The organism is Klebsiella sp. I138, assembly GCF_051131765.1.
Lineage (GTDB): Bacteria > Pseudomonadota > Gammaproteobacteria > Enterobacterales > Enterobacteriaceae > Klebsiella.
Genome location: NZ_CP180447.1, coordinates 1,794,596 through 1,810,222 on the forward strand (window position 1 = coordinate 1,794,596; position 15,627 = coordinate 1,810,222).

Here is a 15,627-nt window from a genome sequence, read left to right on the forward strand (position 1 = left end):
CCTATTAATAATATTAATGCCGACATTTGTTCAAATTTGTCTGATATCCACCATACGGTCAATTCGTCCTGGTAACAGATGTTCATCCCGCACTGTTCAGCTGTACGCGCTATTTACCGGTAGTGGCCAAACTCGGTGTCGTTTGACGTGACACGCGACACGCCAAAGACCCTCTCCGCAAGATGCGGAAGGTTAATTATGTTCGTTGTCATCTTTTTTCCATTGGGTGCTAAAAATCCACATTCAGCAAGCAACTATTGTTCAGGCTTCGACCAGCAGCATCCGGCTTCGGTTAGTGATAAGAATAAATCCGCCTGAGTTTACAATAGTCCATTTTCAACTGTATGATGTTAACCAACGAATAAATCTAACTGTAAGGGAACAACATGCCAGATTTTTCATTGCTTTTTTTTGGCGCAATAATATTAATCTTTCTGATTTATGTGGTAATAAAAATTATTAAATCACAAAATATAAAAGAAAGCATTTTTAATATTTTTATTCTGGATAGTATTAAGCTGTTCTATTGTATATGTAACCTTCTCAGACAATATTGGTGACGCATTCCTTTTTATATCATCAATACTTATAATATTATTCTTCAGCGTGATCCTTTTAAATCTCTTGATTGATTTTTACATAGTCAAAATGTGCATAGCAAGGGCTTTAAAAAAAATACACACTGCAAAAAAATTAGACATTGATGATATCTTTAAAATAAAACAATCCTTCCTTTATACCAATAAGGTGTGGTACATAGCCTATTCAACAGTAAATGGCTTCACCCTTATAGGAATAAATATCTCCAAAGATGCTCCACATGCAGGAAAAAAATTTAGCATGAAAGCTTTAAGCGGTGAGAACTATAGCGCCGACTCCTTAAACCCTTTCAATGAGGAAGATGCAGATAAGGTATCTATTCTTTGCCCCTTGAAAGAGTTTTATTATTCAGGAAAAGAAAATCGAAAAATAGTCTATGACTATTTACTAAAGTTAAAAAATAAAAAATTCTAGTCGTGTTTGCACTACGTCGTTGCTGTTCTGAAAAGACTACAATCAGATCTGTCAGATACATGAACGGGCCTCGTTGGTTAAGGGATTAACTAACGGGACCTTAGTGATGCCGGTTTCACGCCTGAACCAGAAAGTCTCAGGCACCCGCCTTGTTTCTACCTTCAATTATCTGAATTAACGAGCCAGGATAATTCCGTCTCGGTCAGTTAATAGCAAAAGAGATAGCGACAAAACGATATCCACGAGGGGAAATTAAACTGATTACATTGAAGCAAAAGCCTCCCCTCTTAAAGTCTTTTAAGAACACTCAGGGATGCATCCATTGGACCAAATTAGCGTAAAAAATATTTTCTCTATTCTGGGTAAAGGGACATAACAGAATGAGTAAAATATTCAGAAAAGTTGTCATCGGCATTTTCAAGGAAGCTCAGTAACTCGGAGAGGTTCCGGTAGATTTCAATCCTGCAGAGGCGGTCAAGTGAAGCCAGGGATTCTTACCGTGGCGTTTAGCAATGCAAGGGATCAGGTGGGTTATGACTGGTCAACAAGGGAAAAACTGGCCATATAATGACCAGTTTTACAGAGGACTCAGAACCGGTAGCCGGCAGAGAACATAAACACCCACGGGTCGATACGGGTACTGACTTTCTGGTCCACGCCGCCGGCTTTGAATTTCACGTCGGTGTCGATATCCATGTACCACACGGACATGTTCAGCAACCAGTCGCGGTTAATCAGGTAATCCAGCCCCACCTGGCCTGCCGCACCCCACGAGTCCTTAAGACTCAGATCGCTCAATCCTGCATTCTTACCGGTGTCATTAAAGTCAGCATTAAAGAAGGTGGTGTAGTTAATACCTGCCCCTACATAAGGGCGCACTTTGCTCTGCGCATCGCCAAAGTACCATTGCGCCATCAGCGTTGGCGGCAGTTGATGGACGGTAGCGATGGTTCCGGTCGGGCCGGTACCCACTTTATGGCGAAAAGGCGTGGCCGCCAGCAGTTCAACGCCGATATTTTCCGTCGCCATATAGGTGAAGGTCAGACCCAGCTGGGTGTTATTGCTGACGTTAAACCCGCCGAGGCTACCTAACACGTTATCAGAACCTTCCGTCGGCCGAACGGTAGCAGAACCGGCACGTATAAAGAACTCTCCGGCTTCATGCGCCCAGACGCTGCCGGAAAGGGTACTCAAAATAATGCCAACCGCTGCTAACTTTTTCATATCCACTTCCTCATTATGGTTATTCGCGCGGTGAATATACCCATAATGAGTTACCTTTGATCCAACCTGGATCACACTAAGTCATGAGATGTAACATTTATTGATCCAGATTAATTTTTTGTAAATCACTGTAATAGAAGCACACCTGGATAAATCAATTTTCATGGCCACAGGGAAACATCCTGGCGTTGTCCGCGGGGTTAACCCCTTCCGGGATCGTCAAAACGCGCAATCTGTCACCACTTTCGCGCGGGTCCCTCTTTACAAAGATATACTTAGCCTGATGAGAGCAGAGGCTGCTACGCAGAGGGGATTTGCGGTACAATCGCCGGCTAGTTAACACCTGCAATACTCAAGGAGAGTGCATGTCTATCACGGCGAAGACCGTCTACCGTGACACGGGAAATTTTTTCCGCAATCAGTTCGTCACCATTTTGCTGATCGCGTTGCTATGTGCGTTGATTACGGTAGTCCTTGGCCACGCTTTTTCACCCAGTGAAGAGCAGCTCTCAATTCTGAGCGAAGGCGATAATCTGGCGGGCAGCGCCGGGTTGTTCGAACTGGTACAGAATATGACCCCCGAACAACAGCAGATCCTGCTGCGTGCGTCGGCTGCATCCACCTTCTCCGGATTGGTAGGTAACGCCATTCTCGCCGGTGGCGTGCTGCTGATGATTCAGCTGGTCTCCGCCGGGCAGCGAGTCAGCGCACTGCGCGCTATTGGCGCCTCGGCACCCGTGCTGCCTAAGCTACTGCTGCTGATCCTGTTCACCACATTTGTGGTGCAGATGGGCATGATGCTGGTTCTGGTTCCGGGCGTGTTGCTGGCGATCGTGCTGTCCTTCGCGCCGATTATGCTGGTGCAGGATAAGATGGGGATTTTCAGCGCCATGCGCAGCAGTATGCGCCTGGTGTGGGCTAATATGCGTCTGGTCGCCCCGGCGGTTATTGGTTGGCTGCTGGCGAAAACGCTACTACTGCTCTTTGCATCCAGCTTCGCGGTACTGACGCCGAACGTCGGTGCAGTGGTTATCAATACGATAAGCAACCTGATTTCCGCGCTGTTGCTGATCTATTTGTTCCGCTTGTATATGCTTATCCGCAACTAAATTAACCTTGGCCGGAAATGTTCCGGCCCTATCTGAACGACGGGTCCGATGTATGAAGCAGTTTCTGGATTTTTTACCGCTGGTAGTCTTCTTCGCATTCTACAAGCTCTATGATATCTACGCCGCCACCACCGCGCTGATTATCGCCACCGCCATCGTGCTGATCTATACTTGGGTGCGCTATCGCAAAGTCGAAAAAATGGCGCTGATTACTTTTGTGCTGGTTGCCGTATTTGGCGGCCTGACCATTTTCTTCCACAATGATGAGTTTATAAAATGGAAGGTCACCGTCATCTACGCACTGTTTGCCGGCGCCTTGCTGTTCAGCCAATGGGTGATGAAAAAGCCATTAATTCAACGCATGCTTGGTAAAGAGCTGACTCTGCCACAACAGGTCTGGTCGCGCCTGAACCTCGCCTGGGCGCTGTTTTTCATTCTCTGCGGCCTGGCCAATATCTACATCGCATTCTGGTTGCCGCAGAATATCTGGGTCAACTTCAAGGTCTTTGGTCTGACTGCGCTGACGCTGGTCTTCACGCTGTTAAGCGGCGTGTATATCTACCGTCATATGCCGCAGGACGATAACCACTAATTTGTGGGAGAGCCGCCTGCCCGGCTCTCTTTTCCCTTTTCTTCCCTTGCGACTCTTCCGCAATTTTCCTCTCGATTGTTATTTGCCGTTTTCGCGCCTTTTTTCGCAACCTGCGCGCCACGTTGCCGTTTCCCGACCGCAGAAAAAACTTCAGCTGACGCGTTTCACCTTGTAATATAAGCGCCACAGGGGATGGCATTCCCCCTTGAACCGCCATGTGGCTAATGATGCCTGCTTTTTATTCCCGGACCGGGAATGAGCAGGCGTATCTGCCGTGCATACAACGCGTCCGGGATGGTCAACCCTCTAAGGATTCGTTCATGCGATCACTTCGTCCTTCTCACCCCGCGACGCTCTTGTTCCTCGGACAGTGGCTTTTTATCGCCTTTATTATTGCCGTTCTGGCAGGGAGCGCATCCGCCGCTTTCCTTTTCTCCCTTGAGTGGGCCACCGCCACCCGGGAAAGCCATCCCTGGATGATCTGGCTGTTGCCCGTCGCTGGTTTTACCGTCGGCTGGGTTTACCTCCACTACGGCGCCGCCGTCGAGGCCGGTAACAACCTGATTCTGGAAGAGATCCACCGCCCCGCGCGGGTGATCCCGCTGCGGATGGCGCCGCTGGTCTTTATCAGTACGGTCATCTCTCATCTTTTTGGCGCATCGGTTGGCCGGGAAGGAACGGCGGTACAGATGGGCGCTTCGATCGCCGATCAATTCACCACCATTCTGCGTCTTAACGATAGCGGACGGCGTATCGTGTTGATGACCGGGATCAGCGCGGGTTTTTCCTCCGTGTTTGGCACCCCCCTCGCCGGGGCATTGTTCGCTCTGGAAGTGCTGGCCATCGGGCGGATGGACTACCACGGCATTCTGCCCTGCCTGTTTGCCGCCATTGTGGCAGACCAGGTCGGACTGATGTGGGGCGTACAGCATACCCACTACCTGGTCGCGTCCATTCCCCCCCTTTCAGCCTGGACACTGTTTGCCGTGATCCTCGCCGGATGCTGTTTTGGCCTGGCCGCCCGCGTCTTCGCCGATATGACTCATCTGCTGAGCGGTTTTATGAAAAAATGGCTGCGCTACGCCCCTCTCAGGCCGTTTATTGGCGGACTGGTCGTGGCGACAGCCGTCTTTTTCCTGCATGGCGAACGCTATATCGGGCTGGGGATCCCGGTTATCAGCGATGCGTTTCAGCATCCGCTGGCGCCGTGGGATTTTTTTGGCAAGCTGGCCTTTACCGTCCTCTCACTGGGTAGTGGTTTTAAAGGCGGAGAAGTGACGCCGCTGTTCTACATCGGCGCAACGCTCGGCAATACGCTAGCACCGCTGATGCACCTGCCGGTAGGATTCCTCGCGGGTATCGGCTTTGTTGCTCTCTTTGCCGGAGCGGCCAATACTCCCGTGGCCTCTATGCTGATGGCCATCGAGTTGTTTGGTGCCGGGATCGGGGCATATGCCGCGCTGGCCTGCGTGGTGGCATATCTGGTGTCTGGCTATACGGGAATCTATCGGGCTCAGCGCATTGCCGGCCTGAAACACCGTGACGTCCCGACCGGTATTCGGCTGGCTGAACTTCCGGCCTGGAATCGGCGTCAGGAACCCACCGCGCCAGTAACAAAAGAAGAAAAACATCGCGCGGGATAACCGCTCATCCTGCGCCGCTTACCGCGCGGCGCAGACATTCGTGCCTTGTTGCCCCGTCAACCCTGCCTGTTTATTCACGCTTTCTGCTATAACCCGGAAAAATTGCGCCAATTGTGAGGATTTCATGGAGATTCATTCATACGCGTTGTAATGATAATGATTATCATTGATATTCGCAGTCTCAATTTTTAACGATTTGATATGGATATTTACAATGAGACCGCAGAACTATTATGCCATTACGCCGCTCGCTCTGGCATTTGCTGGCTTTCTGACGCCCGATGCCTGTGCTGAGGAAATGGAGCGAGATACCGAAACCATGGTGGTACACAGCACGGCTGAAGAAGTACTTAAGCAGCAGCCGGGGGTATCCATCATCACCGCTGAAGATATTGCCCGAGATCCGCCGGTTAACGATCTGTCGGAAATCATTCGTAAAATGCCCGGCGTCAACTTAACCGGCAACAGCGCAAGCGGCAGCCGCGGCAACAACCGGCAGATCGATATTCGCGGGATGGGGCCGGAGAACACCCTAATCCTGATCGATGGCGTTCCGGTAACCTCCCGCAACTCGGTGCGCTATAGCTGGCGCGGCGAACGCGACACCCGCGGAGACAGCAACTGGGTCCCGCCGGAAATGGTCGAACGTATTGAAGTTCTGCGCGGCCCGGCGGCGGCGCGCTACGGCTCCGGTGCGGCCGGCGGCGTGGTCAATATCATCACCAAACGCCCCACCAATGACTGGCATGGCTCACTGTCGTTTTACACCAACCAGCCGGAAAACAACAAAGAAGGCGCCACCAACCGCGCTAACTTTAGCCTTAACGGACCGCTGGCCGGCGATGCACTGACCATGCGCCTGTACGGAAACATCAATAAAACCGATGCTGACGCCTGGGATATCAACCATGCGCAAAATGGCTCGTACGCCGCGGGGCGTGAAGGCGTGCGTAATAAGGACATTAACGCCCTGCTGTCGTGGAAGGTGACGCCGCAGCAGATTATTGATTTTAGCTACGCCTACAGTCGCCAGGGCAATATTTACGCCGGCGATACTCAATACAGCAATGGCAACCTCAGCCCTGACGGTCTGGTCAGCGAGCTGTATGGCCATGAAACAAACCGCCTGTATCGCCAGTCCTGGGGGCTGACCTACAACGGCATCTGGGACTGGGGCCAGTCCAAAGCCGGCGTCTATTACGAGAAAACCAATAACACCCGCCTGCAGGAAGGTTCCACCGGGCGCGTAGAAGGGATGATCAACAGCGATGAGTACGCCACCAGCCGCCTCGAATCCTGGCGTTCAACCGGCGAGCTGAATCTCCCGTTCAACTGGCTGGTCGATCAGACCCTGACCCTTGGTATGGAATGGAACCACGATGAACTGAACGATCCGGCTTCCATGCAGGCAACCAACGTCAGCGGCGAGACTATTCCCGGAACGTCAGGCGATGCCTCTCAGCGCAGCACCACGAACAGCGCCACCCTCACCGGCCTCTATCTGGAAGATAATATTGAAGCCACGCCGGGCACCCATATCATCCCCGGCCTGCGTTTTGACTACCACAACGAGTTTGGCAGTAACTGGAGCCCAAGCCTGAACCTGGCGCAGGAGCTTGGCGAGATGTTCAAAGTCAAAGCCGGTATTGCGCGGGTCTTCAAAGCCCCTAACCTGTATCAGTCCAGCGAAGGCTATCTGCTGTCTACCCGCGGCAACGGCTGCCCGAATACCATTAGCAACGGCAGCTGCTACCTGCTCGGCAACCCGGACCTCGACCCGGAAATCAGCATCAATAAAGAGCTTGGCCTTGAGTTCAACTTCAGCGGCTATAACGCGGGTATTACATGGTTCCGCAACGATTATAAAAACAAAATCGTCTCCGGTACCGACGTTCTGGGCTATACCTCCAGCGGCAACAATATTCTGCAATGGCAGAACGGCGGGAAAGCGGTTGTCGAAGGACTGGAAGGCACGCTGCTCATCCCCCTCGTAGTGGATACTCTCGACTGGCGCACCAATGCGACCTATATGATCAAATCCGAGAGCAAAGATACCGGAAATCCCCTGTCGGTTATCCCGAAGTACACCATCAACACCATGCTGGACTGGCAGGTTAACAGCAAGCTTTCAGCTAACGTAAACTGGACCATGTACGGCCGGCAGAAACCGCGACAGTATGCGGAAATCCGCAACGAAACCGGCGCGCTCGCCACCAATGAAATTGGAGCCTATTCCGTTGTCGGTGTTGGCGCAAACTACCAGTTGTTGAAAGATCTTCGCCTGAACGCCGGCATCAGCAACCTGTTTGATAAGCAAATTTATCGTGAAAACGCAGGCGCTTCGACCTATAACGAACCCGGTCGCGCGTATTACGCTGGCGTTACGCTCTCCTTCTGATGACCACGCCCGCAGCCGCGGGCGTATTCCCCTGTTTTCTCCCTGCCATTTTCATAGTAGCATCGCGCTGATCTTCTTTGACCAGCACAGAGTACAGAATGACAACAACAGATCTCACCCCGAAGGGCGAAATGGTTTTACGCACCCTGGCAATGCCGGCGGATACGAACGCCAATGGCGATATTTTTGGCGGCTGGTTGATGTCGCAGATGGATATCGGCGGCGCGATTATGGCCAAAGAGATTGCGCAAGGTCGCGTGGTGACCGTGCGCGTTGACGGAATGACCTTTTTACGGCCGGTGGCCGTGGGTGACGTGGTGTGCTGCTACGCACGCTGCGTGAAACGCGGCAATACGTCCATCACCATTAATATCGAAGTCTGGGTGAAGAAGGTGTCGTCTGAGCCGATTGGCCAACGTTATAAAGCCACAGAAGCGCTGTTTATCTACGTTGCAGTCGACAATCAAGGTAAGCCTCGCGCAATACCTGGCGAGTAAAAAAGTGCCCGGCGTGCCGGGCCACTTTTCTACAGGAAACCGAGCAGCGAGAAGAAGATATAGCCGAGAACAATCATGACAACCGGCAGGATGTACAGCGGGAAATACTGCACCAGAATGGTATGACGAGGCACCACGATGCGTTCAGCAATTTGCTCGCGCGTTAGCCCTTCCGGCCCTTTGGCCAGCTCCAGAATCAGCTGATCCTCCACGCCTTCGCGCAGGAATTTCGCCTGGCGACTCATGCGCGCGCCTGACGCCTGCAGCGCCATGCCGACAAACACCAGGACATAGATAATCCAGAAACCAATATTCAGGCTGTGTTTAAAGTCTGGCAGCGGCGAGTTGTACCAGAAAAAGTTCAGGAACGGCGTATTAAAACGCATCATTTCAATCATGACATGCGCAAAATCCATCAGAACTGCATCAATGCCCGGTTTTTTTTCACTGTGTTCGTACATGAATTTCAGTACGGAAATCAGCGTTGAAAGCACCGCAGGTATAAAAATGACCCACCCTAAAATACGTTTAAGCACTGCAATGCGTCCAGCTTGTTGATACGTCATGGATTCCCCTTGTTTAAGACGCCTTAATCACTGTCTAAGTCTACCCTCACCGGCGAATTTCGCCCAATAATGCGCGGTATGATATACCATGAGGACAAATTCGTTATCTACTTACGCTACAGGAGAAGGACTTATGTCAGCCAGGCGACAAATTCATGCCGCTATTTTCGATATGGATGGATTACTGATTGATTCTGAGCCGCTATGGGATCAGGCGGAGCTGGAGGTAATAGAAAGCCTCGGAGTAGATATCAGCCGCCGCGATGAACTGCCCGATATGCTGGGGCTGCGCATCGATTTAGTGGTGGATTTGTGGTTCGCCCAGCAGCCCTGGGAAGGTCCGGACCGTGCAGAGGTAACCGCGCGCATCATCAGCCGCGCGATTCAGCTGGTTGAAGCCTCCCGCCCTCTGCTACCCGGCGTAAGAGAAGCCGTTGCGTTGTGCAAAGCGCAAGGGTTGAAGGTCGGTCTGGCCTCGGCCTCGCCGCTGCGGATGCTGGAAAAGGTCCTCACCATGTTTGAGCTGCGCGAGCAGTTTGACGCTCTGGCCTCTGCCGAATCGCTGCCGTACAGCAAACCCCATCCTCAGGTTTATCTCAACTGCGCAGCCAGTCTGGGGGTTGACCCAATGGCCTGCGTTGCGCTGGAAGATTCCGTTAACGGCATGATAGCCAGTAAGGCCGCCCGCATGCGTTCGATCGTCGTTCCGGCGGAGGAAAACCGTCACGACCCGCGTTTTGTGCTGGCAGACGTTAAGCTGACGACGCTGGCGTCACTCACCGAAGCCGATCTCTGCGGCTAGGTTTCCCCTGTGATGAGAGGGCGATTGTCGTCTCATCACAAAAATAAAACAGCGTTTCAATTTTAATTGTATTTCCGCTCTTCACCCTCTATGCTTGAAAAAACGGCGTGGTTTTACGCCTGAAACAGCATACAGAGGTGCATATGGTACTTAACGCCTTCGACCTGACGGGTAAGGTCGCCATCGTGACGGGATGTGACACCGGTTTGGGCCAGGGAATGACGCTGGGCCTTGCCAGGGCCGGCTGCGATATCGTCGGTGTCAATCGTAAGGTTCCGCACGAAACGGCTGAAAAGGTTCTGGCGCTGGGGCGTCGGTTTACCGCTATTCAGGCCGATCTCAGCCGTCAGGAGGCGATCGCCGACATTGTCACCAGCGCCGTCTCCGCAATGGGCCGGGTGGATATTCTGGTGAATAACGCCGGGACAATCCGCCGTGCCGATGCCCTCGCGTTTACAGAAAAAGAGTGGGACGACGTCCTCAACCTCAATCTCAAGTCGGTGTTCTTTTTGTCTCAGGCGGTCGCCAGGCAATTTATTCAGCAAGGCGACGGTGGGAAAATTATCAACATCGCTTCGATGCTCTCGTTCCAGGGAGGTATTCGCGTCCCCTCTTATACCGCCTCCAAGAGCGGCGTGCTCGGGTTGACTCGCCTGATGGCTAACGAATGGGCCGGGCAGAATATCAATGTGAATGCTATCGCCCCGGGCTATATGGCCACCGATAATACCCGGCAACTGCGCGATGATGCCGAACGCAGTAAAGAGATCCTCGACCGTATCCCGGCCGGACGCTGGGGCGTCCCGGATGATTTACAGGGCCCGGTCGTGTTCCTGGCGTCAAAGGCCGCGGATTATGTCAATGGATATACGCTTGCGGTTGACGGTGGCTGGCTGGCACGTTGATAATTTTGTGACAAAGAGTTACACCGTCACCTCTTTCGCACACTGTATAAAAACCCTATACTGTATGAATTGACAGTTTAGGGTTTTTATCATGACGGCGGAAGGCCATCTCTTCTTTTCTATTGCCTGTGCAGTATTTGCCAAAAATGCGGAATTAACCCCCGTACTGGCACAGGGTGACTGGTGGCATATTGTCCCCTCCGCGGTGCTGACCTGCCTGCTGCCGGATATCGATCATCCGAAGTCATTCCTCGGCCAGCGGCTCAGCTGGATATCAAAACCGGTCGCCCGCGCCTTTGGCCACCGCGGGTTCACCCATAGCCTGCTGGCGGTGTTTGGTGCCATCACGCTGTTTTATCTGAAAGTGCCGGAAAGCTGGTTCGTGCCCGCCGATGCCGTACAGGGGCTGGTGCTTGGCTACCTCAGCCATATTCTTGCCGATATGCTCACTCCGGCCGGCGTCCCCCTGCTTTGGCCCTGTCGCTGGCGCTTTCGCCTGCCGATCCTCGCGCCGCGTAAAGGTAATCAGTTGGAGCGGGCGCTCTGTATGGCGCTGTTCGTCTATGCCGTGTGGATGCCGCAAACTTTCGCCGAGAATAGCGCCGTGCGCTGGTCTTCGGGGATGATTAATTCCCTGCAGATCACCTTTAATCGTTTTATTAGTCACCAGACCGGACGATAAACAGGCGAAATAAACAAAATAGTTATAATCCATTCCATTTGAATATAAGTAATGAATTCCTCTTCTGCTAACCTTGCGCCATTAGAGCTGGTAACAGACCAGCCAGATAAAAACATATCAGGAGAACGGGGATGAACTTTCCATTAATAGCGAACGTTATCGTGTTCGCGGTTTTGCTGTTTGCGCTGGGGCAAACTCGCCACAAACAGTGGAGCCTCGCCAAAAAAGTGCTGGTCGGTCTGGTCATCGGCGTGGTATTCGGCCTGGCGCTGCAGTTGATTTACGGTTCCGACAGCCAGGTGCTGAAAGACTCCATTCAATGGTTCAACATCGTCGGTAATGGCTACGTCCAGCTGCTGCAGATGATCGTGATGCCGCTGGTTTTCGCCTCAATTCTGAGCGCGGTTGCACGCCTGCACAATGCATCGCAGCTGGGGAAAATTAGCTTTCTGAGTATCGGTACCCTGCTGTTCACCACACTGATTGCGGCGCTGGTCGGCGTGCTGGTGACCAATCTGTTCGGCCTGACCGCTGAAGGTCTGGTGCAGGGCAGCGCGGAAACCGCGCGTCTGAACGCGATTCAGAGCAACTACGTCGGTAAAGTCGCTGACCTGAGCGTTCCACAGCTGATCCTCTCCTTCGTTCCGAAAAACCCGTTTGCGGACCTGACCGGTGCGAATCCGACCTCGATCATCAGCATCGTTATCTTTTCCGCGTTCCTCGGTGTTGCGGCGCTGAAGCTGCTGAAAGATGACGTTGAAAAGGGTCAGCGCGTTCTGACGGCGATCGACACCCTGCAGGGTTGGGTGATGAAGCTGGTACGCCTGGTTATGCAGTTAACGCCTTACGGTGTACTGGCGCTAATGACGAAAGTCGTGGCCGGTTCCAACCTGCAGGACATTATCAAGCTCGGTAGCTTCGTGGTTGCGTCCTACCTTGGTCTGGGTATTATGTTTGTGGTTCACGGTCTGCTGCTGGCCATTAACGGCGTAAGCCCGCTGAAATACTTCCGTAAGGTGTGGCCGGTGCTGACTTTCGCCTTCACCAGCCGTTCCAGCGCCGCGTCGATTCCCCTGAACGTTGAAGCGCAAACCCGCCGCCTGGGCGTACCGGAATCCATCGCCAGCTTCTCGGCCTCTTTTGGCGCGACTATCGGTCAGAACGGCTGTGCCGGTCTCTACCCGGCGATGTTGGCCGTAATGGTGGCACCGACCGTTGGTATCAACCCGCTTGACCCGCTGTGGATCGCCACTCTGGTTGGTATCGTAACCGTCAGTTCTGCAGGCGTAGCAGGCGTTGGCGGTGGTGCGACATTTGCGGCACTGATCGTTCTGCCGGCAATGGGCCTGCCGGTCACGCTGGTCGCCCTGCTGATCTCCGTTGAACCGCTGATCGATATGGGCCGTACCGCACTGAACGTGAACGGCTCAATGACCGCCGGCACCCTGACCAGCCAGTGGCTGCGCCAGACCGACAAAACCATTCTTGAGAGCGAAGAAGACGCCGAACTGGCACATCGCTAAGCCTCGGTGCCGGCCAGGCGCAGTCGGTGCCGGGAACCTCGCCTGAAAGCAGGCTGCCGACGGGCAATAAAAAAACCGCAGAGAACTCTCTGCGGTTTTTTTATTGCTGACGACATTTCAGGAGGTGATTTCGCCTTCCTGTCGCGTTTGCATGGCCCAACGCTGCGCCGACTCTGGCACGCTGAACGTTGGTGAACGTCGAACATGCTCGCCCATTAAAACGAAGGCGACATATTTGCCCCGCAGCATCCACACATCGCGAAAACCGTCCATTTTGACGGCGTGTTCCGGCGGGGCTGGTTCCACCCGAGGCACGTAGCTAATGACAGGGCGATTTTGTTGGCGAAGTGTTTTCATAACCGATAGATTCACTAAACAAAGCGGGAGACAGAAAAAGCTATCATAGCTGATTGCATCCCCTTTCGTCGCCCCTTACGTGTATCTTCGTGCCCGGATGTGAGGTATAGCGTTGTCAGGATAACGGGCGAAATCAAGGGGAAGCATCGCGCTTCCCCTTAGCTCTTTCTTTAAACGTCGCGGTAGGTTCCTAACCGATATCCGCGCTCGGCCACCGCATACTTCAGGGATTCCGAGGTCAGAACATCCAGCTCGGCCAGCCGCGGATAACAATAGGCACTACCCATAATGGTATTGTCGACAAATGCCGGGTGGCACATCACTTCCAGAGATGACTCCTCCCGCTGAATGGACGCATCCAGAGTGTGCAAAAACAACGCCTCAGATATCGCCTCGCCGTAGAACTCACTGGTAAAGCCGTCGCTGCTGCGTGCGGCATCCTGTGCCAGGCCATCACGCTCAGCGAGCTGGCGGTCAATGCGCATAGCCACCCCTTTTTCACGCGCAAATGCGGCGACTACGGGATAGATCTGAGCGATCATATGCACGTGGTGATGGCTGTCGATATGCGTCGGTTCGCAGCCAAACAGCTCGATAAACCGGCGATACTGACACTCCAGCTCATGCGCGATTTCATCCAGCGGCAGGCTATCTTCTTCCGCCATCTGCCAAATCCACTTACCTAAGCGCCCTTCACGGGTCAGGCCCGGCATAGCCGATAAAGGCTCACCCAGCGTCAGGACAAAATGCATCCCGACGCCCAGCTCCGGTACGCTGCGGCTTAGCTGGGCCGCGTGGCTAATCGCCGCCCCGTTAACCAACGCCGTCGTGGAGGTGACAAGTCCATTTTTGCAGGCTTCAATAATGCCGTAGTTCTGGCCTTTGCTCAGGCCAAAATCGTCGGCATTAACGATTAACACGCGTTCCATCAGCCGCTCCCGTTACTGTTTTAGTTTCTCGATTGTTGCTGCAAAGTTTGGCAGCCATTTTTCGTGCGCAAGGATCATCTCGCGCGCCAGCAGTTCCGCATCGCGGTCTGAGTGAATCAGCGGGCTCAGGTTGAGTGCCAGCAGCACGTCATTCAGTTCACCGCTGATTGCCGCCTGGCTCGCCGCCACTTCAAACCCTTTGATGGTATAAATCAGCCCAAGTACTTTCTCATCGAAATGGGTGATACGCGGCGTCGGCGTCGCCCCTTCACTTCCGAGCGTGCAGGTCATTTCGACCGCCCAGTCCGCCGGGATATTATCTATGTGGCCATGATGTGGGATGTTGACGTAGTGCTCGGTTTGCTTATCATTGTAGATAGCATTGATCACTTCACAGGCCGCATCGGAGTAATAGGCGCCGCCGCGCAGCTCCAGCTCTTTCGGCTTCACATTCAGATCCGGATTCTTATACAGCTCAAACAGCTGTTTCTCCACCTTCTGCACCACCTGAGCACGGGCGCCGCCCTTATAGTACTCGCCCATTTCAATAGCCAGCATCTCTTTTGGCTTGAAGTAATACAGCAGATATGAGCACGGAATCAGGCGCAGAGAGCGGATCAGCCCTTCGCTGAACGGCAAGTCGAAGATATTTTTCACCGAGTTGGCGCTCAGCGTGCCGGAGGCAACGCCGTCCAGCAGTTCGTCGAAGCGCGATTTGCCATTCACCAGCACATCGCGGACGAAGACCAGGTGGTTCAGACCAAACAGATCAATAGAAAGCTCATCGCTCGGACTCAACTGTAGCACGTCGGTGATGAACATTTTCATGCCGATCGGGATGTTGCAGACGCCGATAAAGCGCTTGAAACCGGTGTGACGATATACGGCTTCGGTCACCATCCCGGCCGGGTTGGTAAAGTTGATAATCCACGCATCCGGGCAGATTTCCTGTACGTCCTTGACGATATCAAAAATCACCGGAATGGTGCGCAAACCTTTAAACAGGCCACCAGCGCCGTTAGTCTCCTGACCAAGATAGCCGTGGCTGAGAGGAATACGTTCGTCTTTTTCACGCGCTTTCAGCTGGCCAACCCGCAGCTGAGTCGTCACAAAGCTGGCGCCTTCCAGCGCGGCGCGGCGGTCCAGCGTTTTGTAGACTTTCATCGGCACGCCCGCTTTTTCCACCATCCGCTGGCACAGCGCATGGATAATATCGAGCTTCTCCTGCCCTTCCTCGACATCAACCAGCCACAGCTCCGTTACCGGCAGTTCGTGATAACGCTTCAGGAACCCTTCCAGTAATTCAGGGGTATAGCTGCTGCCGCCGCCGATAGTGACAACTTTTAATTTCTGGCTCATTATATTCTCCCTTGTGGCACCACGAGT

Annotated in this window: 14 protein-coding genes and 1 riboswitch; of the genes, 9 read left to right on the plus strand and 5 right to left on the minus strand. The window is 53.2% G+C overall.

The window, feature by feature from the left end; translation table 11 throughout:
* Positions 1-1,602: 1,602 nt before the first annotated feature.
* Positions 1,603-2,238 carry an outer membrane protein OmpW gene (gene ompW / locus ACMYSK_RS08350; RefSeq protein ID WP_434641769.1) on the minus strand — a complete coding sequence of 212 codons (636 nt, stop codon included), beginning with the start codon at positions 2,236-2,238 and terminating at the stop codon, positions 1,603-1,605.
* A 365-nt stretch (positions 2,239-2,603) separates the two neighbouring features.
* Between ompW and ACMYSK_RS08355 the strand changes: the two genes are divergently transcribed.
* From ACMYSK_RS08355 to yciA, 5 genes are all read left to right on the plus strand, one after another.
* Positions 2,604-3,347: a YciC family protein gene (locus ACMYSK_RS08355; RefSeq protein ID WP_434641771.1), complete on the plus strand. Its 744-nt coding sequence runs from the start codon at positions 2,604-2,606 to the stop codon at positions 3,345-3,347.
* Between the two features lie 52 nt (positions 3,348-3,399).
* Positions 3,400-3,939 (plus strand): septation protein A, encoded by a 540-nt coding sequence (locus tag ACMYSK_RS08360; protein WP_004860967.1) that lies wholly within the window; start codon positions 3,400-3,402, stop codon positions 3,937-3,939.
* Positions 3,940-4,118: 179 nt separating this feature from the next.
* Positions 4,119-4,180, plus strand: a riboswitch (Fluoride riboswitch).
* A gap of 79 nt (positions 4,181-4,259) precedes the next feature.
* On the plus strand, positions 4,260-5,582 hold the full coding sequence (locus ACMYSK_RS08365) for a voltage-gated chloride channel family protein (RefSeq protein ID WP_434641773.1): 1,323 nt from the start codon (positions 4,260-4,262) through the stop codon (positions 5,580-5,582).
* 214 nt (positions 5,583-5,796) lie between these two features.
* Positions 5,797-7,980, plus strand: coding sequence for a TonB-dependent siderophore receptor (locus ACMYSK_RS08370; RefSeq protein WP_434641775.1), 2,184 nt, complete (start codon positions 5,797-5,799; stop codon positions 7,978-7,980).
* Between the two features lie 98 nt (positions 7,981-8,078).
* Positions 8,079-8,477 carry an acyl-CoA thioester hydrolase YciA gene (yciA, locus tag ACMYSK_RS08375; RefSeq protein WP_004860955.1) on the plus strand — a complete coding sequence of 133 codons (399 nt, stop codon included), beginning with the start codon at positions 8,079-8,081 and terminating at the stop codon, positions 8,475-8,477.
* A gap of 29 nt (positions 8,478-8,506) precedes the next feature.
* Here the strand turns inward: yciA and ACMYSK_RS08380 are convergent, their stop codons facing one another.
* Positions 8,507-9,043, minus strand: a complete 537-nt coding sequence (locus ACMYSK_RS08380) for a YniB family protein (RefSeq protein ID WP_434641776.1) — start codon at positions 9,041-9,043, stop codon at positions 8,507-8,509.
* 133 nt (positions 9,044-9,176) lie between these two features.
* On the opposite strand from ACMYSK_RS08380, the gene hxpB reads away from it, so the two are divergent.
* The 4 genes from hxpB (at position 9,177) to ACMYSK_RS08400 (ending at position 12,955) form a co-directional block, all read left to right on the plus strand.
* On the plus strand, positions 9,177-9,845 hold the full coding sequence (gene hxpB, locus ACMYSK_RS08385; RefSeq protein ID WP_434641778.1) for a hexitol phosphatase HxpB: 669 nt from the start codon (positions 9,177-9,179) through the stop codon (positions 9,843-9,845).
* A 143-nt stretch (positions 9,846-9,988) separates the two neighbouring features.
* The gene (gene kduD / locus ACMYSK_RS08390) at positions 9,989-10,750 is read left to right on the plus strand and encodes a 2-dehydro-3-deoxy-D-gluconate 5-dehydrogenase KduD (protein WP_434641779.1); all 762 of its coding nucleotides are present in this window, start codon (positions 9,989-9,991) and stop codon (positions 10,748-10,750) included.
* Positions 10,751-10,841: 91 nt separating this feature from the next.
* The gene (locus tag ACMYSK_RS08395; RefSeq protein ID WP_004860944.1) at positions 10,842-11,432 is read left to right on the plus strand and encodes a metal-dependent hydrolase; all 591 of its coding nucleotides are present in this window, start codon (positions 10,842-10,844) and stop codon (positions 11,430-11,432) included.
* Between the two features lie 131 nt (positions 11,433-11,563).
* Positions 11,564-12,955 (plus strand): L-cystine transporter, encoded by a 1,392-nt coding sequence (locus tag ACMYSK_RS08400; RefSeq protein ID WP_434641780.1) that lies wholly within the window; start codon positions 11,564-11,566, stop codon positions 12,953-12,955.
* A gap of 117 nt (positions 12,956-13,072) precedes the next feature.
* On the opposite strand, the gene cedA is transcribed toward ACMYSK_RS08400, so the two are convergent.
* From cedA to ACMYSK_RS08415, 3 genes are all read right to left on the minus strand, one after another.
* The gene (gene cedA, locus ACMYSK_RS08405; RefSeq protein ID WP_434641781.1) at positions 13,073-13,312 is read right to left on the minus strand and encodes a cell division activator CedA; all 240 of its coding nucleotides are present in this window, start codon (positions 13,310-13,312) and stop codon (positions 13,073-13,075) included.
* A 170-nt stretch (positions 13,313-13,482) separates the two neighbouring features.
* Positions 13,483-14,241 (minus strand): chitin disaccharide deacetylase, encoded by a 759-nt coding sequence (gene chbG, locus ACMYSK_RS08410; protein ID WP_434641783.1) that lies wholly within the window; start codon positions 14,239-14,241, stop codon positions 13,483-13,485.
* Between the two features lie 12 nt (positions 14,242-14,253).
* Positions 14,254-15,600, minus strand: a complete 1,347-nt coding sequence (locus ACMYSK_RS08415) for a 6-phospho-beta-glucosidase (protein WP_434641785.1) — start codon at positions 15,598-15,600, stop codon at positions 14,254-14,256.
* Positions 15,601-15,627: the final 27 nt, after the last annotated feature.

What these genes read in the sequence shown, in the direction of transcription:
- ompW (WP_434641769.1), bottom strand. Translation starts at nt 2,238, where the DNA reads ATGAAAAAGTTAGCAGCGGTTGGCATTATTTTGAGTACCCTTTCCGGC.
- ACMYSK_RS08355 (WP_434641771.1), top strand. Translation starts at nt 2,604, where the DNA reads ATGTCTATCACGGCGAAGACCGTCTACCGTGACACGGGAAATTTTTTC.
- ACMYSK_RS08360 (WP_004860967.1), top strand. Translation starts at nt 3,400, where the DNA reads ATGAAGCAGTTTCTGGATTTTTTACCGCTGGTAGTCTTCTTCGCATTC.
- ACMYSK_RS08365 (WP_434641773.1), top strand. Translation starts at nt 4,260, where the DNA reads ATGCGATCACTTCGTCCTTCTCACCCCGCGACGCTCTTGTTCCTCGGA.
- ACMYSK_RS08370 (WP_434641775.1), top strand. Translation starts at nt 5,797, where the DNA reads ATGAGACCGCAGAACTATTATGCCATTACGCCGCTCGCTCTGGCATTT.
- yciA (WP_004860955.1), top strand. Translation starts at nt 8,079, where the DNA reads ATGACAACAACAGATCTCACCCCGAAGGGCGAAATGGTTTTACGCACC.
- ACMYSK_RS08380 (WP_434641776.1), bottom strand. Translation starts at nt 9,043, where the DNA reads ATGACGTATCAACAAGCTGGACGCATTGCAGTGCTTAAACGTATTTTA.
- hxpB (WP_434641778.1), top strand. Translation starts at nt 9,177, where the DNA reads ATGTCAGCCAGGCGACAAATTCATGCCGCTATTTTCGATATGGATGGA.
- kduD (WP_434641779.1), top strand. Translation starts at nt 9,989, where the DNA reads ATGGTACTTAACGCCTTCGACCTGACGGGTAAGGTCGCCATCGTGACG.
- ACMYSK_RS08395 (WP_004860944.1), top strand. Translation starts at nt 10,842, where the DNA reads ATGACGGCGGAAGGCCATCTCTTCTTTTCTATTGCCTGTGCAGTATTT.
- ACMYSK_RS08400 (WP_434641780.1), top strand. Translation starts at nt 11,564, where the DNA reads ATGAACTTTCCATTAATAGCGAACGTTATCGTGTTCGCGGTTTTGCTG.
- cedA (WP_434641781.1), bottom strand. Translation starts at nt 13,312, where the DNA reads ATGAAAACACTTCGCCAACAAAATCGCCCTGTCATTAGCTACGTGCCT.
- chbG (WP_434641783.1), bottom strand. Translation starts at nt 14,241, where the DNA reads ATGGAACGCGTGTTAATCGTTAATGCCGACGATTTTGGCCTGAGCAAA.
- ACMYSK_RS08415 (WP_434641785.1), bottom strand. Translation starts at nt 15,600, where the DNA reads ATGAGCCAGAAATTAAAAGTTGTCACTATCGGCGGCGGCAGCAGCTAT.